The organism is Sphingobium sp. CECT 9361, assembly GCF_918741285.1.
GTDB lineage: Bacteria > Pseudomonadota > Alphaproteobacteria > Sphingomonadales > Sphingomonadaceae > Sphingobium.
Window position 1 is genome coordinate 180214 of the sequence record NZ_CAKKNC010000008.1, and the last position, 23092, is coordinate 203305.

Annotated in this window: 28 protein-coding genes; 17 read left to right on the plus strand and 11 right to left on the minus strand. The window is 65.0% G+C overall.

Annotated features, from left to right (window positions below; genetic code table 11):
• Positions 1 to 727 precede the first annotated feature (727 nt).
• The 5 genes from LQ220_RS13475 (at position 728) to LQ220_RS13495 (ending at position 6984) form a co-directional block, all read left to right on the plus strand.
• Positions 728 to 1243, plus strand: a complete 516-nt coding sequence (locus LQ220_RS13475; RefSeq protein ID WP_230188813.1) for a hypothetical protein — start codon at positions 728 to 730, stop codon at positions 1241 to 1243.
• The gene (locus LQ220_RS13480; RefSeq protein WP_230188814.1) at positions 1240 to 4398 is read left to right on the plus strand and encodes an N-6 DNA methylase; all 3159 of its coding nucleotides are present in this window, start codon (positions 1240 to 1242) and stop codon (positions 4396 to 4398) included. The genes LQ220_RS13475 and LQ220_RS13480 overlap by 4 nt, the downstream gene beginning before the upstream one ends.
• Positions 4395 to 5165: a hypothetical protein gene (locus tag LQ220_RS13485; RefSeq protein WP_230188815.1), complete on the plus strand. Its 771-nt coding sequence runs from the start codon at positions 4395 to 4397 to the stop codon at positions 5163 to 5165. Before LQ220_RS13480 ends, LQ220_RS13485 begins: the two co-directional genes overlap by 4 nt.
• Positions 5166 to 5178: 13 nt before the next feature.
• Positions 5179 to 5631, plus strand: coding sequence for a hypothetical protein (locus tag LQ220_RS13490; RefSeq protein WP_230188816.1), 453 nt, complete (start codon positions 5179 to 5181; stop codon positions 5629 to 5631).
• Between the two features lie 261 nt (positions 5632 to 5892).
• Positions 5893 to 6984: a hypothetical protein gene (locus tag LQ220_RS13495; protein ID WP_230188817.1), complete on the plus strand. Its 1092-nt coding sequence runs from the start codon at positions 5893 to 5895 to the stop codon at positions 6982 to 6984.
• Here LQ220_RS13495 and LQ220_RS13500 read toward each other — a convergent pair.
• From LQ220_RS13500 to LQ220_RS13515, 4 genes are all read right to left on the minus strand, one after another.
• Positions 6973 to 7443, minus strand: a complete 471-nt coding sequence (locus LQ220_RS13500; RefSeq protein ID WP_230188818.1) for a hypothetical protein — start codon at positions 7441 to 7443, stop codon at positions 6973 to 6975. The two genes, LQ220_RS13495 and LQ220_RS13500, sit on opposite strands and share 12 nt — an antisense overlap.
• 64 nt (positions 7444 to 7507) lie before the next feature.
• Positions 7508 to 7756, minus strand: coding sequence for a hypothetical protein (locus LQ220_RS13505; protein WP_230188819.1), 249 nt, complete (start codon positions 7754 to 7756; stop codon positions 7508 to 7510).
• Between the two features lie 66 nt (positions 7757 to 7822).
• The gene (locus LQ220_RS13510) at positions 7823 to 8047 is read right to left on the minus strand and encodes a hypothetical protein (protein WP_230188820.1); all 225 of its coding nucleotides are present in this window, start codon (positions 8045 to 8047) and stop codon (positions 7823 to 7825) included.
• A complete protein-coding gene (locus tag LQ220_RS13515; protein WP_230188821.1) occupies positions 8047 to 8313 on the minus strand; it encodes a ribbon-helix-helix domain-containing protein in 267 nt (88 codons plus the stop codon). Before LQ220_RS13515 ends, LQ220_RS13510 begins: the two co-directional genes overlap by 1 nt.
• 508 nt (positions 8314 to 8821) lie before the next feature.
• Here LQ220_RS13515 and LQ220_RS13520 point away from each other — a divergent pair.
• Positions 8822 to 10897 (plus strand): ParB/RepB/Spo0J family partition protein, encoded by a 2076-nt coding sequence (locus LQ220_RS13520; protein ID WP_230188822.1) that lies wholly within the window; start codon positions 8822 to 8824, stop codon positions 10895 to 10897.
• A 150-nt stretch (positions 10898 to 11047) separates the two neighbouring features.
• On the opposite strand, the gene arsH is transcribed toward LQ220_RS13520, so the two are convergent.
• From arsH to LQ220_RS13540, 4 genes are read right to left on the minus strand one after another with little or no spacing between them, the layout of a single operon-like run.
• The gene (arsH, locus tag LQ220_RS13525; protein ID WP_230188856.1) at positions 11048 to 11767 is read right to left on the minus strand and encodes an arsenical resistance protein ArsH; all 720 of its coding nucleotides are present in this window, start codon (positions 11765 to 11767) and stop codon (positions 11048 to 11050) included.
• Between the two features lie 32 nt (positions 11768 to 11799).
• Positions 11800 to 12876 carry an ACR3 family arsenite efflux transporter gene (gene arsB, locus LQ220_RS13530; protein ID WP_230188823.1) on the minus strand — a complete coding sequence of 359 codons (1077 nt, stop codon included), beginning with the start codon at positions 12874 to 12876 and terminating at the stop codon, positions 11800 to 11802.
• A 7-nt stretch (positions 12877 to 12883) separates the two neighbouring features.
• On the minus strand, positions 12884 to 13309 hold the full coding sequence (gene arsC, locus LQ220_RS13535; protein ID WP_230188824.1) for an arsenate reductase (glutaredoxin): 426 nt from the start codon (positions 13307 to 13309) through the stop codon (positions 12884 to 12886).
• Positions 13306 to 13653, minus strand: coding sequence for a metalloregulator ArsR/SmtB family transcription factor (locus LQ220_RS13540; RefSeq protein WP_230188825.1), 348 nt, complete (start codon positions 13651 to 13653; stop codon positions 13306 to 13308). The genes arsC and LQ220_RS13540 overlap by 4 nt, the downstream gene beginning before the upstream one ends.
• 464 nt (positions 13654 to 14117) lie before the next feature.
• On the opposite strand from LQ220_RS13540, the gene LQ220_RS13545 reads away from it, so the two are divergent.
• Positions 14118 to 14417, plus strand: coding sequence for a DUF736 domain-containing protein (locus tag LQ220_RS13545; protein WP_230188826.1), 300 nt, complete (start codon positions 14118 to 14120; stop codon positions 14415 to 14417).
• A 68-nt stretch (positions 14418 to 14485) separates the two neighbouring features.
• Here LQ220_RS13545 and LQ220_RS13550 read toward each other — a convergent pair whose 3' ends face one another.
• Positions 14486 to 15295, minus strand: coding sequence for a sulfite exporter TauE/SafE family protein (locus LQ220_RS13550; protein WP_230188827.1), 810 nt, complete (start codon positions 15293 to 15295; stop codon positions 14486 to 14488).
• 223 nt (positions 15296 to 15518) lie between these two features.
• Positions 15519 to 15752 carry a hypothetical protein gene (locus tag LQ220_RS13555; RefSeq protein ID WP_230188828.1) on the minus strand — a complete coding sequence of 78 codons (234 nt, stop codon included), beginning with the start codon at positions 15750 to 15752 and terminating at the stop codon, positions 15519 to 15521.
• Positions 15753 to 15763: 11 nt separating this feature from the next.
• Between LQ220_RS13555 and LQ220_RS13560 the strand changes: the two genes are divergently transcribed.
• Positions 15764 to 16606, plus strand: a complete 843-nt coding sequence (locus LQ220_RS13560) for a DUF932 domain-containing protein (RefSeq protein ID WP_230188829.1) — start codon at positions 15764 to 15766, stop codon at positions 16604 to 16606.
• 157 nt (positions 16607 to 16763) lie between these two features.
• Here the strand turns inward: LQ220_RS13560 and LQ220_RS13565 are convergent, their stop codons facing one another.
• Entirely contained in the window at positions 16764 to 16991 is a 228-nt protein-coding gene (locus tag LQ220_RS13565; protein WP_230188830.1) for a helix-turn-helix transcriptional regulator, read from the minus strand.
• 169 nt (positions 16992 to 17160) lie between these two features.
• Between LQ220_RS13565 and LQ220_RS13570 the strand changes: the two genes are divergently transcribed.
• The 9 genes from LQ220_RS13570 (at position 17161) to LQ220_RS13610 (ending at position 23087) form a co-directional block, all read left to right on the plus strand.
• Positions 17161 to 17424, plus strand: coding sequence for a DUF2285 domain-containing protein (locus LQ220_RS13570; RefSeq protein ID WP_230188831.1), 264 nt, complete (start codon positions 17161 to 17163; stop codon positions 17422 to 17424).
• Positions 17425 to 17458: 34 nt separating this feature from the next.
• Positions 17459 to 17800 carry a DUF6499 domain-containing protein gene (locus tag LQ220_RS13575; RefSeq protein WP_230188832.1) on the plus strand — a complete coding sequence of 114 codons (342 nt, stop codon included), beginning with the start codon at positions 17459 to 17461 and terminating at the stop codon, positions 17798 to 17800.
• Positions 17739 to 18362, plus strand: coding sequence for a DUF2285 domain-containing protein (locus LQ220_RS13580; protein ID WP_230188833.1), 624 nt, complete (start codon positions 17739 to 17741; stop codon positions 18360 to 18362). Before LQ220_RS13575 ends, LQ220_RS13580 begins: the two co-directional genes overlap by 62 nt.
• A 130-nt stretch (positions 18363 to 18492) precedes the next feature.
• A complete protein-coding gene (locus tag LQ220_RS13585; RefSeq protein WP_015459426.1) occupies positions 18493 to 18759 on the plus strand; it encodes a helix-turn-helix domain-containing protein in 267 nt (88 codons plus the stop codon).
• Positions 18756 to 19262, plus strand: coding sequence for a DUF2840 domain-containing protein (locus LQ220_RS13590; protein WP_230188834.1), 507 nt, complete (start codon positions 18756 to 18758; stop codon positions 19260 to 19262). Before LQ220_RS13585 ends, LQ220_RS13590 begins: the two co-directional genes overlap by 4 nt.
• The gene (locus LQ220_RS13595) at positions 19259 to 19804 is read left to right on the plus strand and encodes a S26 family signal peptidase (RefSeq protein ID WP_230188835.1); all 546 of its coding nucleotides are present in this window, start codon (positions 19259 to 19261) and stop codon (positions 19802 to 19804) included. Before LQ220_RS13590 ends, LQ220_RS13595 begins: the two co-directional genes overlap by 4 nt.
• Positions 19805 to 19839: 35 nt before the next feature.
• Positions 19840 to 20175, plus strand: coding sequence for a DUF736 domain-containing protein (locus LQ220_RS13600; protein WP_230188836.1), 336 nt, complete (start codon positions 19840 to 19842; stop codon positions 20173 to 20175).
• A 4-nt stretch (positions 20176 to 20179) separates the two neighbouring features.
• Positions 20180 to 21091, plus strand: a complete 912-nt coding sequence (locus LQ220_RS13605) for a lytic transglycosylase domain-containing protein (protein WP_230188837.1) — start codon at positions 20180 to 20182, stop codon at positions 21089 to 21091.
• A 238-nt stretch (positions 21092 to 21329) separates the two neighbouring features.
• Positions 21330 to 23087 carry a DUF3363 domain-containing protein gene (locus tag LQ220_RS13610; RefSeq protein WP_230188838.1) on the plus strand — a complete coding sequence of 586 codons (1758 nt, stop codon included), beginning with the start codon at positions 21330 to 21332 and terminating at the stop codon, positions 23085 to 23087.
• The last annotated feature ends 5 nt before the right edge of the window (positions 23088 to 23092 follow it).

The following is a 23092-nucleotide window of genomic DNA, read 5'->3' on the forward strand; positions in this document are numbered from 1 at the left end:
GAGTGATACGACCAACTCACTGCGCGTCTAGTTCACACAGACCATATGAAAATATTTTTTGTAGATATTTGAGAGCCGGATGCGTCTATTAAATCGCATCCGGCTTAACAGTCTCCTGTCATCATACGGTGTAATGGGAAAGCCATTTTTCCCATTTTCGTAGTATGCTCAGGCTCTTACGCGGGCCAATATGCTGCTGATGGGAGGTGTCCAAACCCAAGGTGCAGTCAAACGATGGTTGAGGGTTCCGTTCTTAGTTACCCGCCGCAATCATGCGCGCGTCGGTCTACTTCCGCCTATACCGGAAGTACCAGACCTCAGAGACAAAATCGTAACATTGCATTGATATCAAAACGGAATTTCCGGAGAATCCCGTGGGGATTTTCATCGTTGCAATCACCCGGTAATCACCATTTCCATCGCAACTGCGTGGTAGCGGGCCCTAGGCAGCCCTTCATCCTAGCGTTGCCGGAGACGCTTCACAAAAGCCCCATCGAAGGTAGCTCCGCTAGGCAGTCGCCGAGCCAAGCACCGCTTCGTCAATGGAGCGGAACACCGTATGGATCAACCCGTGTCGGCTTGCGAGAATGGCCGAGTATGTCCTCAAATTGGCGGCGTTCGGAGAGGTTCATCGGCCGAGGCCGCACGAAGCCGCTTTACCCGGGACATCGGGTAGAGTACCCGTTCTCGGGGGAGATCGGGCACGATACCCGATTTAGGCCGTTTGATGAATTATGTCGCTACGCCAGTTGCCAGCCGCCTGACCGGCCTTTCCATTGACCTGCTACGGGAATGGACGGTTCGGCGCGCGCTCATTCCGGCAGACGAACGGCCTGGTCGCAAGGGTGCGCCGGCGCAATATAGCTGGCAGACGATCCTTGTCCTCCGCTTGGCAACGACGCTGCATCGCCAGTTCCGCATTGAGCTGCAGGGGCACAAGGACCTGTTCGACAGCCTGCGCCAGACACTGAAGGGCACTTCGTTCATTGCGCTGTGGGGGCGACGTATCGCCTTTTATGGCAATGATCGTTGGGAGTTGCTGGGCGCCGGCGATACCCCGGCGTCTGGCGAAGACGCCCTCATCCTCGGTCTCGATCAACATCTCGATATCCTCCGCGAGGGCTTTGCCCTGCCATCACCTGTGCGCCGCGAAGGCCAGCTTGAATTGTTTCCGGTCCGCGCGGTGCGTGACACGGCCGCTTCGCCGGCCATGCCTGCAAGAGCTAAGGCAGCCGGGCGATGAGCGAGATGCTGCAGGGTTGGCTCGACCGCCTCGGCTATTCGGCCGAGCCGGCGCAACTGCATCTGCGGACCGACGACGTCCCGGACACGCACCCTTACGCGCTCGAACTACGCGCGATGCTGAGCGACGACGGGGCGATCGGCGCGCGCGCAGTCTTCGATGTCGAAGGCGTGCCTGCGGTCGTGTTCGTCTCCCGCGAGGATCAGCCGCTGTCGCGCGACCAGCTCGACACTATCCGCCAGCGCATCTGGAACCAGAACCTCGCCACCGTCGTGATCGATGTGCGCGGCGACACCGCCGTCGCCTTACCGGTCCGGCGCCTCAAGAATGCACAGGAGCGTCTGACGCTCGCCGAGGCGGCCCCCGATGGCCCCTTTTCGGCACTGGAGGTCGCATCGGCGAATCTCTCTGAGCGCCTACCCAAATGGTTCGAGTTGCGCGCCCGCGTCGATCGCAAACTCTTGGAAAATCTCTCGGCTGCCGTGGAAATCCTGGCGGAAGAAGGCTTCAAGCAGCGGGACGATCTAGACCCCGAACAACGCGAGCGGCTCTGGCGCCGTCTCGCCGAACTGCTGATGGGGCAAATACTTTTCATCTCCTATCTCGAACATCGTCAGATCGTCGGCGCACACTATCGGAAGCGGCGCGGCGTGACCTCCCTCCATGAACTTGTCACGGCCAGCGACCGGGACGGCATCATCAAGCTGATCGATTGCCTGCGACAGGACTTCAACGGCGACTTCCTGGGGGACGATCGCCACGATCCCTGGTCGGAACTCGACAGCAAAGGTTTCCTAACGCTCGATTCGTTCCTGCGACGCACCAACATGCGCACCGGCCAGGGATCATTCTGGAATTACGACTTTAGCTACATTCCGGTCGAGTTGCTGTCGGGCCTCTACGAGGAGTTGCTCTCCGACGAGCAGCAGGAGCGTGACGGCGCATATTATACGCCCCGGCACCTTGCGATGCTGGCGGTCGAACAGGTCCTGGCGCTTTCGGACAACCCGCTGGCAGAACGGATTTTCGATGGCGCGTGCGGGTCGGGTATTCTGCTCACCACCGCTTTTCGCCGGCTGCTCGCCCATGCGGAGGCGATTTCCGGCCGCCAGCTCGGTTTCAAGGAACGCGGCGAACTGCTGCAGCGCCAGATCTTCGGTGCCGACATCAACGAGATGGCATGCCGAGTGACGGCGTTCAGCCTCTATCTCTCGGTGCTTGAAGGTCTCGATCCCGCGGACATCCTCACCGCCCAGGAGCGCGAGCAGGTCAAGCTTCCGTCGCTCAAGCAGACCAATCTCTTCTATGGCGCAACTGGCGACCTGTTCAGTCCGAAGCACGGTTTCACGGGGAAGCGCTTCACGCTGATCCTGTCGAACCCGCCTTGGACTGAGCCCCCCGGCGATGTGAAGACCAGTGCGGACGTCTGGGCCGAATCGACCGATATTCCCTTCGTGCGACGGCAGATCGCCGGGGCGTTCGCCATGCGTGCGCTCGACTTCGTCGAGGGCGGCGGCAAGATCTGCCTCATCCTCCCGATCGGGCAATTCCTCGGCGCGTCCAGCGCGGTCTTTGTCAGCGAATTTCTCGAACGTGTTAAGCCGCTCCGGTTGATCAATTTCGGCGATCTTCAGCAGCTCCTGTTCCCGACCGCGGCGAACACATGCCATTTGTTTGTCGGGACAGCGCGGCCCGCAGCCGAATCCCGCGACGACGGCGTAGAACGAATCCGGGCAACACGCATCCCGCACGGCGAAAGCTTCGACTATTGCGTGCCCAAAGCCGATCTCAGCCTGGCGTTCGGTCGTCTCACCATGCAGACCGCTGATCGCCATTTCCTCGATACGAGGTCGATCGCGCAGGACCCTCAACGTCTCATCACCTATATGTGGGGCGACGCAAACGATCTGTCTCTTTGGTCGCGGCTCAGTGCGCTTGGCTCGTTTGGCGACCTCTGGAAAGGCCCGCAGGAATTCCGGCAATGGGTCAACCGGAAAGGCGTGCATCTCGAAGACAAGAGCCGCACACCGGAAAGCGCTGACCGGCTCAAGAACATGAAGCATGTTCCGATTGAGGCGCTGCGCACCGGCGCACCAGTGCTCCATCCCGATCGCCTTAGTGCCTGGCCCCCTTCGCGCACGACCGTCGTCGGGCTGAACGACAGCCTGATGTCGGTGTTCGACGGGCCCCGTGTGCTGTTCCCGGACGGCTTCTCGCGCGCGGAGTTATCGATTCGCGCCGTTTTCTTCGATAAACCTGCGAGCTTCACCCACAGCGTCGGCGTGATCTCCGGGGCGTCTGTCGATGCCCCCTTGCTCCGCTTTGCAACCATCTATCTGCGCTCAAGCCTCGCCCGCTATTTCCTGATGATGCGCGCATGGAAGATGCTCGCGGAACGGAACGGCGTCCATCTCAAGGATGTCGAGACCTTCCCCTTCTTCCGCCCCGAGATGGCTCCTGATCCCTCCAAGGCGCTCGTCGCGATGCAGGCCATCAGCGACTGGTTGATCGCGCTGGAGAGCGTACCCGAATTGCAGCAAGCGGCACGCTACGAAGCCGACCAGGCGACGCTCGACGAGCATGTCTTCAATTTCTTCGATCTCGGCGCGACCGAGAAGGAATTGGTGCGCGAGACGGTCGACAAGCTGATGCCGGCGATCCGTCCGCGCGGCTTCAAGCGGATGCGCGAGCTGGCGCAACTTCGGCTCGCTCATGGCGACCTCGATGCCTACGCCCGCACGCTCGGTCGCGCATTGACCGAGTGGCGAGAACGGATGGGGGGTCAGGGGCAGTTCGAGGTCGGCGTGATGGCGAGCGAACCAAGCCGGGCGGGACCGCTCGGCATCGTGCGCGTGCGGTATCGCCCGGACGTGACTGATAAACCTGTTCTGGACCGCAGCCAGATAGATGACGCGCTGGTGCTTGCCACCGTTGCGCAGCTTCGTGAGGCTGGGCTGACGGTCATCCCGTCGGGCGATGCTATGCAACTAGTTCCTGACACGCAGATATGGAACGGCGGCGATCTCTATCTCGTACGCCCGCTCGCCCGCCGAAGTTGGACCGTTCGCCATGCGCTACGCGACGCCGAGCAGATGGTCCGCACAGTGCAGCGCGTGGCGGCCGACCCTTCTCCATCGAAGCGAGTGCCTGCGTGACTGGCACATCCGACTGGCTAACGGCATTTCCTCTCCAAAGCGCGACCGAGGCGGTTGACGCGCTAATGGAGAGTTGGTCCACGCTTGCCGCTCACCAAAAGCCAGGCTTCCATCCGAAACTTCATGAACCCGTGCTCACAAAGGCGCTGAAGACCCATGCTGAGTTGGTGACGGGCCGGCGCCGTGGTCTGCTCGGCCACTGGTCCGCCGAGAATGTCATTCTGGAAATGGATCTCGAAACGGCGGAGGTTCAAGAGGAGCGACGGACTGATATCGTCTACAGCTTCAACACCACCACTCAATCCGTTGCGTTGGTATTCGAGTTCAAGAAGATGAGCCGCTTCAAGGCCGACCGGGATCATTATCTTGGCGACAAGGGTCTGGGCCGCTTCGTGACCGGCATCTACGCGCGCGGGGAAGCTGTCGCCGCGATGGTCGCTATGCTGACCGATCCCAAGCACGATGTGCTGACGCCGCTGTGCGAAGAGTTGTCCAACGCGGCCCGATCGACAACTCTTCGGCTGAGACCGTCACCGACGGGCGGCGCTTTTGAGGCCCCTTCGACGATGTTTCCCGCCGCTGATTTCGACACCGAACATGACCGGGACGCGCATCTCGCACCGATCCATGGGACGATCAGGGTCGCACATTTCTTTCTGGAATTCGGCTATTCCGTCTCCAGCCAGCGGTCCGCTAGATCGCGGAAGAAGATCGCAAAGGTTGAGCTCATAGAGAAGGCGTTACCACAATCCGGGGTTCGCGACTGATGGGGGCCGCATTATGACAGCGTCTTCCGCACAGTTTCTTATCCCTATCATCGCGTCGCTCGGCGCCGCCCTGATCGCCGGTATCGCGAGCTATGTCGCAGGGCGCGGGATGCGCTCGCATGAGTGGAAGCTTGGGCTTGTCCGCGAGCGCCTGTTGGAACGGCAACGGCTCTACGCGAAGTTCATCGCGGAAGCGGACCGCAATGTGCTGCTCGTCGCAGGGGCCGGTTCGAAGTCGATCGACAACGTCACGCCGTTGCTTGCGCTCTACGCGGAGATATCCCTTCTCTCCACCGATGCCGTGCAGCAGTGCGCGAAGCGAGTTTGCGATTTGGCGCTTTCAGCCAACGGCAGAGAAAGCAGCGGGGAGGACGGCGATCACTTCGCGGCGAAATGCGCGTTCGTCGATGCGGCCCGAAGTGAGCTCAAAGCGATTGAAGTAGGCGCGCGCTCGGCAGCCCCCTGATCGATGGAGGATGGCCCGGTCGTGCCGAACTTGGTCCTATTCGACGATCCTCAGCCCGCACCGCGCTCATCGTCGCGGGTCCGGTATTGCAATTTGAATGGACCGGCGTAGTTTCTGGCGTGCGCCGCTATCGTCGGCGCGGCCGCTGCCTTGGCGAAGGATCGTTGATCCAACGAATTTTGCTCTGTTGTGACCGCAACTTTATTCGGCCGCTAGAGAGATGAGCAGCGCATCTTCAAGGCCGGAATGAAGGATGCGACGATGTACTCCACTCTCGATGGCGCCAAGAAGTGCGCCAAGCAGCTCAAGCGCCTCCTCCAGGCCAGCGCGATGATTTTTCCGCTGTCCGAATGCCAGAATGCCGTCGCTGTGGCGGGTGGCTATCGCAGTTGGCACGATCTCAACGCCCGGATCGGTCAGCGGCAGGGCGCGGCCAGTCCGTATGATTATTGGGGGAATCTGATCAAGGCGCTGCCGCAGGCTTGCCATCGTCCGGTATCGGCTTCTCTCGATCAGAAGAGTAAGGGAGCGCTGACACCCTCAGACCTGTGGGTGCGCGATGTCCTTCCCTATGCGCTCAGTCTTGAGATCGTCCTTCGGGCGAACGCATCGTTGCTGCGGCCTGGTTCGGGTCCGGGGCAGCGTCTGCGCCTTGCGATCATCTCGGGAATGCTGCTGAATGTCGAAGGCGGTTCCGGCTTCACGCCTAAGCTTGATCCCAAACGGCTATGGCTGACCTTCGAGGGAACGCCTGTATCGATACTGCCCAACCTCGCGCGCGATCCGAATTTCGATGTCGCCCTGCACTCGCTGGTCGATGCCGGCATCTTGGTGGTCGAGAAGAACATGACGACGGTCCAGATCGCGGATGACTCGGAACTGCACACAGAGATTCTGCGCCGGGCGTCGCAATGGGGAGCGCCGCAGACACCGCCGGTCGACTATGAGCAGATGGACGACGATCTGGCCGCCGCGCTCGCCCATCAAGAGGGGATCGAATGGCGCGATGCTGGCCCCAAGGTCCCCTACGATGAACTGGAGCATCGAGGGGTTCTCCTCCAGAGCCGCTACTCGGTCGCACATGAATTGCAGACGATGAAGGCCGTCGTGGACGCAATGCCTGATGACGTGCGGCTACGTGTCTCCACAATCTGGTGCGATTCCAAAGCCTCCGCCATCTACAGCGTCACGGTTACGCTCGGCATGGATCGACGCGGACTCGCCGATGCCATCTGCGACAGTTTCCGCACCGCAACGAGCGGGTTTAACGGCATTTTCGTCGAACATGGAGACGACCAGAAATTCTTTGATCCAGAATGGCCAGGCGATGAAGAGCTTGAACTACTGGCTTAACCGGAGGCATGGCCTGAAAGTCGATATACTCGCCGACGACGGGGATGAGCGCATCCGCCGTCGGCGGCGTGTAGGACGGCGAATGGCACAATAGGCCAAATTGAACGGGGCGGTCTCGGCGGATTCGCCTAGTGCCGGGCAGCGCAGATAAGAACGGACGGCGGCGCAGTCCATGTCTCTGTCCAAGGGTTTACCACCGCGATGCCGCAATCGGTCAAGTCGATGACATTGCGAATCGCTAACCGTGCGCCGCGCTGGCGCCGCGATGTCAGGATAGGCCAAGGTGGCACCGCTATCGAACGATAGCCCCCCGGCCAGATCGACCTCGAACATCGGCAGCGCGGCCACCATCGGCGCGTCCCGACGGCGGTCTTCGGGCGGCAGCGCCAAGCCATAGAAGATTTCCGCCTGCGTCAATGTCGTGGTGAAGCGCCCTCCGTCGGTCGCTGCCCGATCCACGCGATCACCGCTGCGTCGGGCTCGCGCCGCATCAGCTCGGAGATGACGTTGATGCCGGGGACGATCATTCGCCAAAGTTCACCGGCCGCTGGATGGCCTCGCGGGGCGTCTCGGGAAGCTCGACACCGCCGAGCGGACCGAAGCGCCGATGGATCGCTTGCGCGAGATTGCGGGGGCGCGGATCATCGGTCGAAAGCGCTGAGCGCAAGATGTCGCGCGCTTCGTCCTCCATAGAGTGGCCGTTGATCGCGGCGCGCACGCGCAGCCGCTTCTCGATCGCGTCGTCGATGTTTCGGATCGTTATCACCGCCATGCTGACCTCCATAAGTCAATGACTGCATGTCAGTCGATGACGCGCAAAACTGCAAGGTTGTGCACCTTAGGGCAGCGGCCCGAACAGATCGTCCAGCTCGCTTCGCATGTAGCGTTCGATGACCCGCAGTTCGTCGTCACCGATCGGAATCTCTTCGGGCCAGTCGTCGGTCACGACGATCGGACCATCATCCTTCCGGCGACGCAGCGGCGGATTTTTCGGCTCATCCGGCGGGAACGTCAGCCCCTTCGCCCACCCGCGCGGCAACCGGCGCTTGGCCCGGCGCTTCATTACACCGGCCCTCGGCCCGAGGATCGTCCATGTAGCAAAGCGCCGACATGCTCTTGGATGGCGTCGTGGGAGACCACGCGGCCCGCATCGACGTCGTCCAGTCCTTCCCATGTCATGCGGTGCCTCTCCTCTTCATCGTGCAGCAGCCATGTTTGCAATGCCTGCTGCACGGCTTCATCGCGTGTCATGCCGTTGCAGGCGGCGATTGCATCGACCCTCGCAGCAAGTTGGGTCGGCAGTTCGGCGGTGAATCGCTTGAAAGACATCGGCCCAAAATAGCAGCCTCATTTACTCCGGAAAGAGCAAGGGCTGCATGAAGCGATGCCGATTCATCATCGTTGCTTCACTGATGGCGTTCAGCATTTGAAAGGCGGTTTGGCGCCTCCCTGCGGGACCGCCGCTCTATCTCCGCTGCGCTCCGACCGAGCCCCTGACAGGTCTCGTCCGTGCCGGTGACGATCAGCATGGCGGGTTGGCGCTGGCGCGCCGATGGGCCAATCCGCGCCGCGGATTGTAGCTGTTTCCGACTGCGGAGATCGGGCCAGGGCTGCGCCGTCCCGATCGCGTCGCTGTGTCGTTGCACTCCCGCGATGGGGTGGGCGTCGCTTCCCTATAGGCCCGCCGCGCCGGGCCGCAACGCGCGGGCTCGCCCGCGCTTACCTCCTCTGCGTTCCGGTCCTCACGGATGCTGCCCGGCTCCGCCGGCGGGCCTGCCGGTCGCTCTTTCGCCGCCCACCCCATTCCGGGGTGCGTGTGGTTTGAAGGAGAAGTGTGATGAACGCTGCTACCGAAACCGTAGCCGCCGAGCCTGTGTCGGGCGTCGAAATCTTCGTGCCGCTGGCCAAGCTCAAGAAGTCCCCGAAGAACGCCCGCAAGGTGCCGCATGGGGAGGCCGCCATCGCGGCGCTGGCCGCGTCGATCCAGCACAAGGGGCTGATCCAGAACCTTGTCGTCGAGCCGGAAACCAAGGAGGACGGGACGCCGACCGGCAACTATCTCGTCACCGCTGGCGAAGGCCGCAGGCTGGCGATGCTGCTGCGCGCCAAGCGCAAGCAGATCAAGAAGTCCGAACCCGTCCGGTGCTGGCTGGATACGGCCAACGATCCGTCCGAGATCAGTCTGGACGAGAACGTGACCCGGACCCCGATGCACCCCGCCGATCAGTTCGAACGGTTCCGTGAGCTTTCGGACGGCAAGGGCTGGGGCGCGGAAGAGATCGGCGCGCGGTTCGGCGTGTCGGCGGGCGTGGTGAAGCAGCGGCTTCGCCTTGGCGCTGTGTCTCCCAAGTTGTTGCAGGTCTATCGGGAAGACGGGCTTACGCTGGACCAGCTTATGGCCTTCGCCATCACCGAGGACCATGCCCGGCAGGAGCAGGTTTTCGAGGGGCTGCATCACAACCGCGAACCGTGGATCATCCGCCGCGACATGACCGCCGCCAACGTGCCTGCCGATGATCGCCGCGCGGTGTTCGTCGGGGCCGACGCCTATATCGAGGCGGGCGGCACCATCATCCGCGACCTGTTCAGCGAGGATCGGGGCGGGTTCTTCGAGGACGCGGGCTTGCTCGACATGCTTGCCGCCGAGAAGTTGCGCGAGATCGCGGGCGGGGTTCAGGCCGAGGGCTGGAAATGGACCGAGGCGCATATCGACTATCCCCACGCTCACGGGATGCGGCGTTTTTATGCACAGTCGGTTCCGCTATCCGACGAGGACGAGGCCCGGCTGGAGGCGCTGTCCACCGAGCATGACGCGCTTGCCGAGGGCTATTCGTCCTATGACGAGATGCCCGAGGATGTGGCGGCGAAGCTGGAGGCCGTGTCCGACGAGATCGACGTGATTTCGGCCAAGCGTTCCGCCTACGACGGCAATGTGGTCGCGCATGGCGGGGCGTTCGTCGTGTTGCACCATGACGGCAGCGTTCGGGTCGAGCGCGGTTTCGTGCGGCTCGAGGATGAGGCGCTGGCCGATCCGCAGCCCGAGCCGGAAGAAGGCGACGCGGCGGTCCCGGAGAATGGGGACGACGGGCAGCCCGAGGACGGCGACGAGGAAGCGCAGGAGATCGAGGAGGACGAGGAACCGGGCAAGCCCATTTCCGACAGCCTCACCCGAGACCTGTCCGCGCATCGGACGCTGGCGCTGCGCGTGGCGCTGGCCGAGCGGCCCGATACGGCCTTGATCGCGCTGACCCACACGCTGACCGCGCAACTGTTCTACAGCTATGCGGAGGCCGGTTGCCTTGAAGTTCGTCCGACCGTGACCCCGTTGGGGAGCCATGCGGACGGGATCGAGGACACCCCCTTGGCGGCACGGGCGAACGAGCAGCACGAGGCATGGGCCGAGCGGATGCCGCGCGACGTGGCGGACCTGTGGGGCTTCATCGTCGCGCTGGACGACGAGAAGCGGACCCTGCTGCTGGCGCATTGCGCGGCTCGCACGGTCAACGCCCTGCGTCTGCCGTGGGATCGCAAGCCCCGCTCGCTGCAAACGGCGGACAGGCTGGCGACCGCGCTGGCGCTGGACGTGGCGAAGGACTGGACGCCAACGGTGGACAGTTACCTTGGCCGCGTCACCAAGGCGCATATCGTGGAGGCCGTGTCCGAAGGCGTGTCCGAGGATGCTGCCCGCCGCATCGCGGACATGAAGAAGCCCGACATGGCGCACGCCGCCGAGCAGCTTCTGGCCGGGACGGGATGGTTGCCCGTTACCCTGCGGACCCCCGAGCCGGAGACGGAGCAGTTCGCGCCCGTAGAGGCCGAGGAAGCCGAAGCCGTGGAGCAGCCGTCCGAAGCGGAGACCTCCGAAGCACAAGCGCAGGACGATGAAGCGTCCTATGCTGTCGCCGCCGAATAGCGGCATTGGGCCGGGGCCGCGCAAGCGGTCCCGGCTTTCCTTTTGTAGCTATCCCAAAAAATAGCGGCCGCGCCCGGTTGGGGCGCGGCCGCTATGGTCATGCAGAGATAGTCGTCGCTCGCCGGGCATGGCCCGGCTCGCGAATAGGATTCATTGTGATGTTTGCGACGCGATGGCGATCGCCGACAGGTCGTTGGCCGGGTCGACCGCCACGCCGGCGGCCTTTCGCTCGGAATAGCGGTCGACAAGCTGCGCAGCGTGCGGGCGTAGCAGCACCGTGAACCGCACCAGCTCCTCCATGACATCGACGATGCGGTCATAATAGCTGGACGGCTTCATACGACCGGCATCGTCGAACTCCTTGTAGGCCATCGCCACGCTCGACTGATTGGGGATGGTGAACATGCGCATCCAGCGACCAAGCAGGCGCAGCGAGTTGACTGCGTTAAACGATTGCGATCCCCCCGATACCTGCATCACCGCGAGCGTGCGGCCCTGGGTCGGACGCATCCCCTTCATCTCCAGAGGCAGATGGTCGATCTGCGCCTTCATGATGCCGGTGATCTGGCCGTGACGTTCCGGGCTGCACCAGACCATCCCTTCGGACCACAGAGCGTGTTCGCGCAATTCGTGAATCGCGGGATGGTCATCACCCTCGACCTGATCGGGTAGCGGCAGATCGGACGGATCGAAAATGCGCGTCTCGGCTCCGAAGAACTGGAGCAGCCGCGCCGCTTCTTCGACCGCGAGGCGCGAGAAGGAACGGTCGCGCAGCGAGCCGTAGAGCAACAGAATACGCGGCGGCGGGCTAACCGCGCCAAGCCCGAGCGCAGGCCGCTCATGAACATAGCGGTGGTCGAGCGCCGGCATATGGTCCAGCTCGGAAACGTCTCGCAGGCGCCTCACGCACTCACTCCCTTCTCATACCAACCGCGCGAGCGCTTCACGATCGTCACGACAGACAACATCACCGGCACCTCGACCAGCACACCGACCACGGTGGCGAGCGCCGCGCCCGACTTGAGACCGAACAGGCTGATGGCCGCAGCCACGGCCAGCTCGAAGAAATTCGACGCGCCGATCAGCGCGGCCGGCGCCGCCACGCACCACGCGACGCCGAGGCGGCGGCTCAGCCAATAGGCCAGCCCCGCGTTGAAATAGACCTGGATTAGAATGGGGACGGCCAACAGTGCGATCACCAGCGGCTGCGCCACAATGGCCTCGCCCTGAAAGCCGAACAGCAGCACCAGCGTCGCCAGCAGCGCAACCAGCGATACGGGGCCGAGCCGGGCCAGCAGTCGATCGAGCGCGGCCTGTCCGCCCGTCGCCAGCACACGGCTCCGCACAAGCTGCGCCACGATCACCGGCACGACGATGTAGAGACCGACCGAGATCACTAGCGTATCCCAGGGCACCGTCACCGAGGCGACGCCGAGCAGCAGTCCGACCAGCGGCGCGAACAGGAACACCATGAGGACGTCGTTCAACGCGACCTGGCTCAAGGTGTACGTCGGATCGCCGTCGCACAGGTTCGACCACACGAACACCATCGCCGTGCAAGGTGCGGCGGCGAGCAGGATGAGCCCGGCGATGTAGGACGATCCCTGTCCGGCTGGCAGCAGCGGCGCGAACAGCCAGCCGATGAACAATGTGCCGAGCAGCGCCATTGAGAAGGGTTTGACGGCCCAATTGATGAACAGGGTGACGCCGACGCCGCGCCAGTGCCGCCGCACTGAACCCAGCGCGCCGAAGTCGATCTTGAGCAGCATCGGGACGATCATCAGCCAGATCAGCACCGCCACGACGAGGTTGACGCGGGCGATCTCGGCCGCGGCGATAGCGGTGAACAGGCCCGGTAGCAGATGACCGAGCGCGATGCCCGCCACGATGCAGAGCGCCACCCACAGGGTCAGATAGCGCTCGAAAAAGCTGATACCGGGGCGTGGCGGCGCGGTCGCCGCAAGGGGGGGCGTGGACATGGAAACCTCAGACGATCCGGGCGCCATGCTCATCCACGACACGCTCGCCGTCCTCCTTCGTGAACGCGCCGCGCTGGGGCGACGGCAGGAGATCTAGTACGGCCTCCGATGGCCGGCAGAGCTTTACGCCGAGCGGCGAGACGACCAGCGGCCGATTGATGAGAATCGGATGCGCCATCATCGCGTCGAGCAGAGCGTCATCGCTCAGGCGTTCGTCGCCCAAACCCGATTCCGCATAAGGCGTGCCCTTTTCGCGGAGCAGATCGCGCGGCGTCATATCCGCCCGTTCGATAAGCTGGACGAGCAGCGCGCGGGCGGGCGGCGTCTTGAGATATTCGATGACATGCGGCTCGATCCCCGCATTGCGGATCAGACCCAGCGTGTTGCGCGACGTCCCGCAGTCGGGATTGTGGTAGATGATGATGTCAGTCATGGGCGCGGTCCTTCGCAGCAAGGCATCAGTTCCTCGACAAGCGGCGCACAAAGTTCGGGCCGACCCGCACAGCAATCCTTGACGAGATAGAGGGTGAGCGCGCGGAGCGTGCCGAGGTCCGCGCGATAGATGATGGAACGGCTGTGCCGCTCCGATGTCACCAGCTTCGCCCGCGTCAGGATCGCCAGATGCGACGACATGGTGTTCTGCGGAACGTCGAGCAGGCGGGCGATCTCGCCGGCCGGTAAGCCGTCAGGTTCGTGGCGCACCAACAGGCGGAACGTGTCGAGCCGCGTCGGTTGCGCTAGGGCGCTCATGGCGAGAATGGTTGATTCGGAATCCATATATCGAGAATAATGGATATTCTGGCAAAAGCCACCCCCTTGCATCCGATCGATGCCGATCCCCGCATACAGTTCCTGCTCTGGTCTAGGCCGTGTCACTTTCGATCGGGTGGTCCAAGTCGATGCGCGGCCAGTCTTTCGTGCCTACAGTGCCGTGATCCGTAGCCCGCTGTCGCTCTGCGCCGATATGCGCGCGCATGTCCGGGTCCCTCATCGGCAAGACCACGCGGCCTCTCGATTGGCTTGATCTAATCGGGGCCGGCTTCGCCTTGCTCGGCCTGGCGCAACGGCGACGCGCGACTTTTTTCCGCCGCCTTCGGCTTTGCATCGCGAAGCAAAAAAGCCGCGCGTCGCCATCCTCCGCTGCGCTCTGGCCGCAAGCGGTGCGCGTCCGATCATCCCCGCTTCACCGATCGCCATCGAGGCCGCGGCGGTCGTGGCCCGAAAGCGAAAGGAACTACGACATGGCCACCATCGGCACCTTCACCCAGGCAAGCAACGGCTCCTTCACCGGAACCGTCAAGACCTTGACCCTCAACGCCAAGGCGACCCTCCGGCCGATCGACAAGGAAAGCGACAAGGCGCCCGATTACCGCCTCGCGGTCGGCTCGGTCGAATGCGGCGCGGGATGGAAGAAGACCAGCCGCGAGAACCGCGATTACATCTCGATCAAGCTGGACGATCCGAGCTTCCCGGCGCCGATCTACGCCACCCTGAGCGAGACCGACACCGCCGGCGAATATGCACTCATCTGGTCGCGCTGAGCGACGCGACGCCCCGCCCTCCGGCGGGGCGTTTCCCTCTCGGCGGCTCGCCGCCAGAGAGGGACGGATCAGTGCCGACGGTGGAGAAGCATCTTGGCGGCGGACAAGATGAGGATCGTCGCCAGCAGTGGCATCAGCACGGCTTCAGGCACGATCCCGAGAAGCCGCCCCCCGATGAAAGCGCCGAGAATCGAGCCGAGCGCCATGACGATGACGAACATGCGATACCGGCCGATCACGGCGAAGCTACGGTCGCGGCTATAGCGCGCGAACCCGGCGATCATCGTGGGCAGGCTGATCGCGAGCGACAGGCTGCCGGCGAGCTTCACATCGAGCCCGAACAACAGGATCAGAGTCGGAATCAGCAACTCGCCGCCAGCGACCCCGAGCAAAGCAGCGACGATGCCGATCGCGAACCCGGCCAGGATGCCGGCTGCGATCCGCACTAAGTCGTTCGCCACCAGCGCATGGCCGCCGGTGAGGCCGTGACCGAATGCCAGCGCCAACGCGATCAGGACCAGCAGAACACCGATGATCCGGTGCAGCGTTTCGGGCTTGAGCCCGATCGCCCAACCCGCCCCGAACCAGGCGCCTGCGATGCTGCCAGCGAGCAGGTTGACGATGACCGGCCAGTGCGTGGCGATTTCGGCGAACGGCACGGTGCCGGTGCGGAACGGAAGCGCCGTCGCCACAACTATCAGGCTCATCGCCTTGTTCAGGATGACCGCTTCGAGCGCCGGAAAGCCGAACAGCCCCACCAGCAGGGGCAGCCGGAACTCAGCCCCACCGAGACCGATGAGCCCGCCGAGCGTGCCAATCACGCCGCCAGCAGAGAAGGCCGGGATAGGGTTGCGGACTGCCGCGTCAGCGTCTTTCATCGCGTGCTCGCTCCAGCGCGAGCAACTCGTCCTCGCACTCCCGTTCACCATTCCCCACGACTATTCCTTTTCCTCGGCCACGCATGTGCATCGACAGGCGCGCGCTGCCGCTCTGCTTGAGCGCGTTCATCTAGACGGGCTATGTGAACGCCTTCCGCCCGATCTGCCCGGTGGCTCGAGGTGAGCAGGTGTAGCCCTGTTCGTTCGTGTCGCTCAGCAGCTTCTACGCGGACTGATCCCGCTTAGGCGCATTTGTCGTGCGGCGCCACTTGGCGCCGCAGTGCTTGGGGCGCTGCCCCCAGCGCCCTTCGGAGCGGCTTCCGCCCAGCTTCCTCCACGGCTTCGCCATTCCGTGCAGCCGGTTCCCCGCGAAGCCGCCCACTCCGGTTGCACCCCCGGTCTCGCCGACGGGCAGGGTTTCAGCGCGGCGCTCCGCTGCGCGGAAACCCAAGCCCAAGGAGTTCAGCCATGTACCATCAACTCGCCACCCGGTTCGGCCGCAACGCCCACCAGATCAGCGGCCATGAGGCGCTCGATAACGAGGCGCTCTATCGCCATGTCCCGTCCATCTTTGCCCGCGAGGCGCACGACAGCCGTTCTGATCGCTACGTCTATGTTCCCACCATCGACATCGTGGAGGGGTTGCGCCGGGAAGGATGGTTTCCGTTCTTCGCCGTGCAGTCCGTTCCTCGCGACGGCAGCCGCCACGGCCACGCCAAGCACATGCTGCGCCTGCGCCGCGATGACGGGATCGGTAAGCCCGAGGCCGCCGAAGTCATCATCGTCAACAGCCATGACGGGACCAGCGCTTACCAGATGTTCGCCGGGATGCTGCGGTTCGTCTGCACCAACAGCATGATTGCAGGCGAGCGGTTCGAGGAGGTCCGCGTTCCGCACAAGGGGAATATCGAGCATGACATTATCGAGGGCGTTTACACCGTCGCCGAGGACTTTCCCCGGCTGATCGACGCCAGCGAAACCATGAAGGGGATTCAGCTTTCCCCCGACGAACAGCGCTTGCTTGGCGAGGTGAGCCTTGTCGCCCGCTACGGCGACGATGAAAGTCCGGTGCGGCCCGACCAGATCATCGAGCCGCGCCGCCGCGAGGATGTGGACCGGAGTCTCTGGACCACGTTCAACGTCATTCAGGAGAATGTCGTTCGCGGCGGGCTGCATGGCCGCAAGCGCAATGCCGAGGGCCGCATCCGGCGCAGTCAGACCCGCGCGATCAACGGCATCGACCAGAATGTGACGCTCAACCGTGCGCTGTGGACGCTGGCCGAGGGGATGCAGCGCCTCAAAGCCGCTTGAGCATTCGCCACCGCAGGGCCGAGTTTCCGGCCCTGCGGCCTTTCCCGTTTCGCGCCGATCCGCTGCACCGGATCGGCGGCGGCCGCGCGTCCCAAGGTCCGCGCGGCCGCAATGGCGCGCTCGCCGGGCTGGCGCCCAGCTCGCTTCTCAGGAGAGGTTAGTCGCCCCCAGGCAAGTCGGTTTCGGCGACAAGTTCGGCCGGTGTAACGCCAAGCGCCGATGCCAGATGAAACAGGGTGACGACCGTGGGATTGCGTCGCCCGCGCTCCAGATCGCTTACATATTGTTGAGTAAAGCCCGATGTCTCGGCAAAGCGCTCCTGGGTAAAGCCCTTCTCCTTCCTCAATCTGGCGAAGTTCAATCCCACGAGGCGGCGCATATCCATGCGCGGCAAACTGGACGATACACACTATCCGGTTTATCTCCTATAAGGTGTATCGCCGGTCTGGCGGCGCTTGTCGCTGCAACAGGTGCAACGAACGATGCGAGACTTGCACATAGCCGGCGCATGTATTTGGTCTAGGTTCGTTAATGAGGATCATGTCGGGGGCGCCATGAGCACCAGCCATTTCGCAGATCGCGCGCCGGATGTATCGCAGCTCACCGCCTATGACGAAAGCCATTTGGCGGACTATCTGCGCTTGCTCGACGCGGCCGAGGAGGGCGCCGACTGGCGCGAGGTCGCCGCCCTTATTCTCGGCATCGACGCCGCCGCCGAACCGCATAGGGCGAAGACCATGCACGCCAGCCATCTCGCGCGAGCGCGGTGGATGACCGAAGTTGGCTACGCCCATCTGCTCGGTTGCGAGCGTCCCTAAAGCGTTAAGATTTCATCCATTTTGGCGCTTCCTCGTGGTTCGCGCCGCAGCCTTCCGAGCATGGTTGAGCGCAACCTTCGCGCTATTGCGACGCTTCCTGCGCGGCAATGTTGTCCCTCCCGAAATTCGCGCAATGCGCGGCTGGGAGGATGCAATGCCGATGCCGCCGGGACGGCGCCAGCAACGCATCGGCGGCTTGTCCGATGCAAGCGGGCGCGCTGAAATCGCCGCCGAGTTTCTACGGCGAAACCCCACTTATCGCGCCGAACATGCGCAGATGCAGAAGCGCATCGCCAGCGGCGCCGTCGCGAAGGATGCCGCCGAGGCGGCATTCGCGCGGCGCTGGGGGTTGTCCTTTCGCCACGGCGCCGGATGATCTTTCAGAGCCGGTCGTCTGGCGGCCGGAACTGACCGCCGTCACGGTCATTCTCGACGCCGCCCCGGATGGATTCGAGCGTGCCGCGCCGGTCGATCCGCGCGCGCTCGGCGCGCTGTTCGCCGACGTGGCCGGTATCGAAGGGCGCCATGTCATCGTCTCTGACGCTGCCGGCGAGCATCGGCTTTGGCTGCGCGATCCGGAGCCCGGTCGCCCGCTCGCCGCCGTCATCCCGCTCGACAAGGATTTCATCACGCGCATCGCGAGCCTGCTGCGCTTCCACCGCCGCCTGTTCGGGCGTGCGGCGGGGCCGTTGCCGCGCGGCTGGCCGCTCACCGCCTACCGGCTGGCGCGGCTCGACCTGATGCTCCGCGCGCTCGACCTGCGCGATGGCGGGGCGACCTATCGCCAGATCGCGGTCGAGCTCGGACGTGATGACGCGACCAGATTGTCCGCCAGCGATTGGAAGATGTCCGCTTCGCGGTCGTTCGTCGTGCGCCTGGTCCGCGACGGCATCGCGATGATGAACGGCGACTACCGCAAACTGCTCCGCATTCGCTGATCCGTCCGCCCCGGTGGCGCCCTCGCAGGGGGTGGTCAGATCCGTGCAGCCGCACATCTTCATACCCCACCCGGCCGCGTCCGGCCTGTCATTTACGCCTCCTGCCGCCACTGCCCGCAGGAGCCGTCACTTGTCCGATACGCCCACCAACCTGCCGCCCCGCTTCCTGCGCACGCCGGAAGCCGCGCGCTTTCTCGGCCTCTCGGGCCGAACGCTGGAGAAGCACCGCTATTTCGGGACCGGCCCGGCCTACCGCCGGATCGGCGGCCGCGTCGTCTATTCGGTCGATGACCTGCGCGCCTGGGCCGACATCGGCATCAAGCATTCGACCTCCGATCCGGGGCAGGACGACCTCATGCCGCGCGCCGACTCGGCCATCGCCCGGAGCCGGCGATGATCATGCCGCCGTCACCTATGCGCCTGCCGACCGCCACCGGCGACGGCCTAACCCGCGTCGAACTGACCTGGATCGAGAAGCGGGTCGAGCACTGGATCAGGTTCGGCCGCATCGCCAAGGACGAGATCGTCGATCGCCGCCGCCGCATCGTCAGCTTCCGGCCGGGCGCCGTGTTCGCGTTCGTCCGCTGGGCGTCGAACGACTACGGCACGATCATCTCGCGCATCGACGTGGTGCGCGCGGTCGCAGCCGGTGAGCCGTTCACGACGCTGCCGTTCGTGCGGCCGGGCGGCGACATCCTGCTCAAGATCGAGGGCTGGCCCAAGGTCCAACAGGTGCTGGCCGCGATCGACGCGACCGAAGCGGCCGGTGTCGATCCGTGCGACGCCGCACCCGATCATTGGCGCCACGTCCACAACCGCATCGCCGCCGGACATCAGCCGCGACTCTACACGTTGGAGCGACATCGCGCCTGGCTCAAGCGCCGGGAGATCGAAGGATGACCCGCCGCTTCTACGTCCGCGCGACAGCGATCACCGCGTCGGCTTTCGCTGGCGCGTTCGCGGTCATCGCGATCACCGATCCGCTGCCGCGCGTCGTCTGGAACGCCAGCGCGAGCGCGCCGCTCGGCCTCTATCGGATCGAGCCGGACCGCGATCCGCCGCGCGGCGCGTTGGTCGCGGTCGAGCCGCCCGAGCGGCTTGGCCGCTGGATGGCCGAGCGCGGCTATCTCGGCAGGAACGTGCCGCTGTTGAAGCACGTCGCCGCCAAGGCCGGGCAGCATGTGTGCCGGATCGGTGTCGCGGTGAGCGTCGAGGGACGGCCCGTCGCTGTCGCGCTGATGCGCGACCGGATCGGCCGTCCGCTGCCGGTCTGGCAGGGCTGCCGCACGCTCGCGGCGGGCGAGCTGCTGCTGCTCAATCCCGATCATCCCGACAGCCTGGACGGCCGCTATTTCGGGCCGCTCCGCGCGTCCGCCGTGCTCGGCCGCGCGATCCCGATCCTCACCCGCCAGACCCCCGACGCGCCGCTCACCTGGCGCTGACCCGATTTTTCCCTGCCAACCCAAAGGAGATTCCCATGCAGATCGGCAGCTTCATCCGCACCGCCAATGGCTTTGAAGGCATCCTCGAAAGCGCGATGCTCGACATCCGCATCTCCATCGTTCCGGCCGAGCCGAGCGATGCCGAGAAGGCGCCGGACTGGCGCGTCCATCGCGGCGATGACGGCGACGGACCGGAGATCGGCGCGGGCTGGAACGAGAGCGGCGAACGCGCCGGGGATTACGTCTCGCTGCGCATCGACGATCCCACCTTCGCGCAGCCGATCCGCGCCGCGCTGTTCCAGAACACCAATGACAAATCGGCATGGTCGCTGCGCTGGAACCGGCCCCAGAAGCCGCGCGAGCAGGACTGAGATCGTGCGCTTCTCCATCATCCCTTTGTTCGCGGGAAAGCCGTCTCATCCCTTCGTCCCGCTCGGGCGTAGGCCGGCCGGGGCGCGCAGCGAAGGTCAAGGGCGGCCGAAGGCCGGCGCGCCGCGCGTACCCTTTACCGCAGCGAGCACGCTGGCAGGCTGGCGGCGGTGCGGAGCCGGATCGGCGGTGGCGCTCGCCCTCGGTCTGCTTTCGGCCGGGGCTGTCCCAATGGCGGCGTCGGCGCAGGACGCGGCGACGGATCGAGCCGTGGCGCGTCATCCCTATGCCGAGCATGTCGCCGACGCGGCGCGCCGGTTCGGCATCCCCGAGGCGTGGATTTGGGCGGTGATGCGCGTCGAGAGCAACGGCGATGCCCGCGCCGTTTCGTCGGCCGGGGCGATGGGCCTGATGCAGATCATGCCCGCGACCTGGGCCAATCTTCGCGCCCGCCACGGTCTCGGGAGCGATCCCTATGACGTGCGCGACAACATCATGGCGGGCGCGGCCTATCTGCGCGCGATGTTCGACCGCTATGGCAGCGCGACGGCGATGCTGGCGGCATACAACGCGGGGCCGGGACGCTACGAAGATTACCTGTCGCGCGGCCGTCCGCTGCCCGCCGAGACGCGCGCCTATCTCGCAAAACTGACGTCGATTGTCGGCACGTCGGACGCAGTTGAAACGGCGGTGAGCGCTTCGCCCGATCCATTCGCCTGGCGCCGCGCCGCGCTGTTCGTGCGCACGGCGAGCGCGGATTCGGATGCGGTTCCTGTGCAACCGGGGAGCGCGACTGGTGCAGCGCCAGCACCGCCGGGCCGACCAGCACCCGGCGAGGATAACGCCATTGCATCGCCAACGGAGAGGCAGGCCGACACGCTGTTCGTCTCCCGCGCTCGCGCGGGCCGATCGCAATGATCGGCATCGCGCAACCCTCGACCATCCGAAGCAGAAGTGAGGCTGGGGAGGGAGAAAACGGCCGGGACAGACGAGGGCAAGATACAAGCCGCACCCCGTTTTGCCGAAAAGCCGAGGCTTTTCTTATGGCTAACGTGGGGGCGTCGGTCGGCGCGCGTGCCGCGCGGAAGAAAAAAGCGAGCAAAAACAGCGCCTCGAACGGCACCACAGGCCGTTTTCGGCGGAAAACGGCCCGGCCATGAGCGAGGACAGCGATTTCCGCATCCGGCCAGGCAAGGCCAAGCGCAGCAAGGCGCAGGGCCGCAATGCGCGCGGCCTGGTGGCCGAGGTGCTGCGCGTCGCCGCCCGCAGCGGCGGCGGCAAGCGCGCCGGGTGGGGCGGATCGCGCTCGCGGGGGCAATCGAGCTTCGGGCGCGGGCGCACATCGTTCGCGCGGAGCCGCCTGTTCGGATCGGGCCGGCGCGTGCTGGTCAAGGCGCTGCCCGTCCGCCACCGCGTCGGCGGCCGGCGCATGGCGCCGCTGTCCGCGCACATCGCCTATCTGAAGCGCGAGGGCGTCACCCGCGACGGCTCGCCCGCGCGCATGTTCGACGCCGACGGGGATCGTGCCGACGATCGCGGTTTCGCGGAGCGATGCAAGGACGACCGGCATCATTTCCGCATCATCGTTTCGCCCGAGGATGCCGCCGATCTTTCCGACCTGCGCGAATACACCCGCGATCTCGTCCGCCAGATGGAAGCCGACCTCGGCACACGCCTGGAATGGATCGCGGTCGATCACTGGAACACCGACAATCCGCACGTCCATCTGCTCGTGCGCGGTGTCACCGACACCGGCGCCGATCTCGTGATGGCGCGCGACTATATCGGCCACGGCCTGCGCTCGCGCGCCGAGGAGTTGGCGTTCGCGGAGCTAGGGCCGAAACCCGAGCACGAAGTCCAGCGCGCGCTCGACCGCGAGGTGACGGCCGAGCGCTGGACCCGGCTCGACGGGGAGATCGGGCGCGCCGCCGACGAGCTGGGCGTGATCGACCTGCGCCCCGAGCGGCCCGGCCCGGACGATCCGCGACTCCGCCGGCTGATGATCGGGCGGTTGCAGCATCTGGAGACGATGGGGCTGGCGGCCGAGGGTGAGCCGGGTCAATGGGCGGTTGCGACAGGCGCGCAGGCGAAGCTGCGCGAGTTGGGGTCACGCGGCGACATCATCCGCACGATCGGCGCGGCGCTCAAAGAGCGCGGACAGGATCGGCCGCTCGACAGCTATGCCGTCGTCAGCGGCGCTCCCGAGAAGCCGATCGCTGGCCGGCTGATCGACAAAGGACTGCACGACGAACTGACCGGGACGGCCTATGCCGTCATCGACGGCACGGACGGCCGCACCCATCACGTCCGCCTGCCGGGTCTCGAAGCGCTGGAGCATAGCCCGGCGCTCGGCGGCATCGTCGAGCTGCGCGGCGTCGGCAGGCCCGGCGACGAGAAGCCGGCGCTCATCCTCGCCACGCGATCAGATCTCGACTTGCCCGCGCAGATCAAGGCGCCCGGCGCGACCTGGCTCGACCATCGCCTGATCGAGCGCGGCGCCGGCGTCGCGGACGGCGGGTTCGGCGCCGAGGTGCGCCGGGCGATGGACGCGCGCACTGATCATCTCGTTCGCGAGGGGCTGGCGCGCCGCTTCGGCGAACGCACGGTGTTCGAGCGCGGGATGCTCGACAGGCTCCGCAAGCGCGAGCTGGATTCCGTCGGCGCGAAGATCGCGGGCGAGACCGGGCTTGCCTATCGCCCGGCTGCCACCGGCGAGAAGATCGCAGGCGTCGTGCGCCAGCGCCTCGCGCTCACGTCCGGCCGCTTCGCCATGATCGACGACGGCCTCGGTTTCCAGCTCGTGCCTTGGGCCAGCACCCTCGAACAGCAACTCGGCCGGCAGGTGTCCGGCGTCGTCCGCGCAGGCGGCGGCATCGACTGGGCGCTGGGCCGCAAGCGCGGCCTCGGCCTCTAATTCAG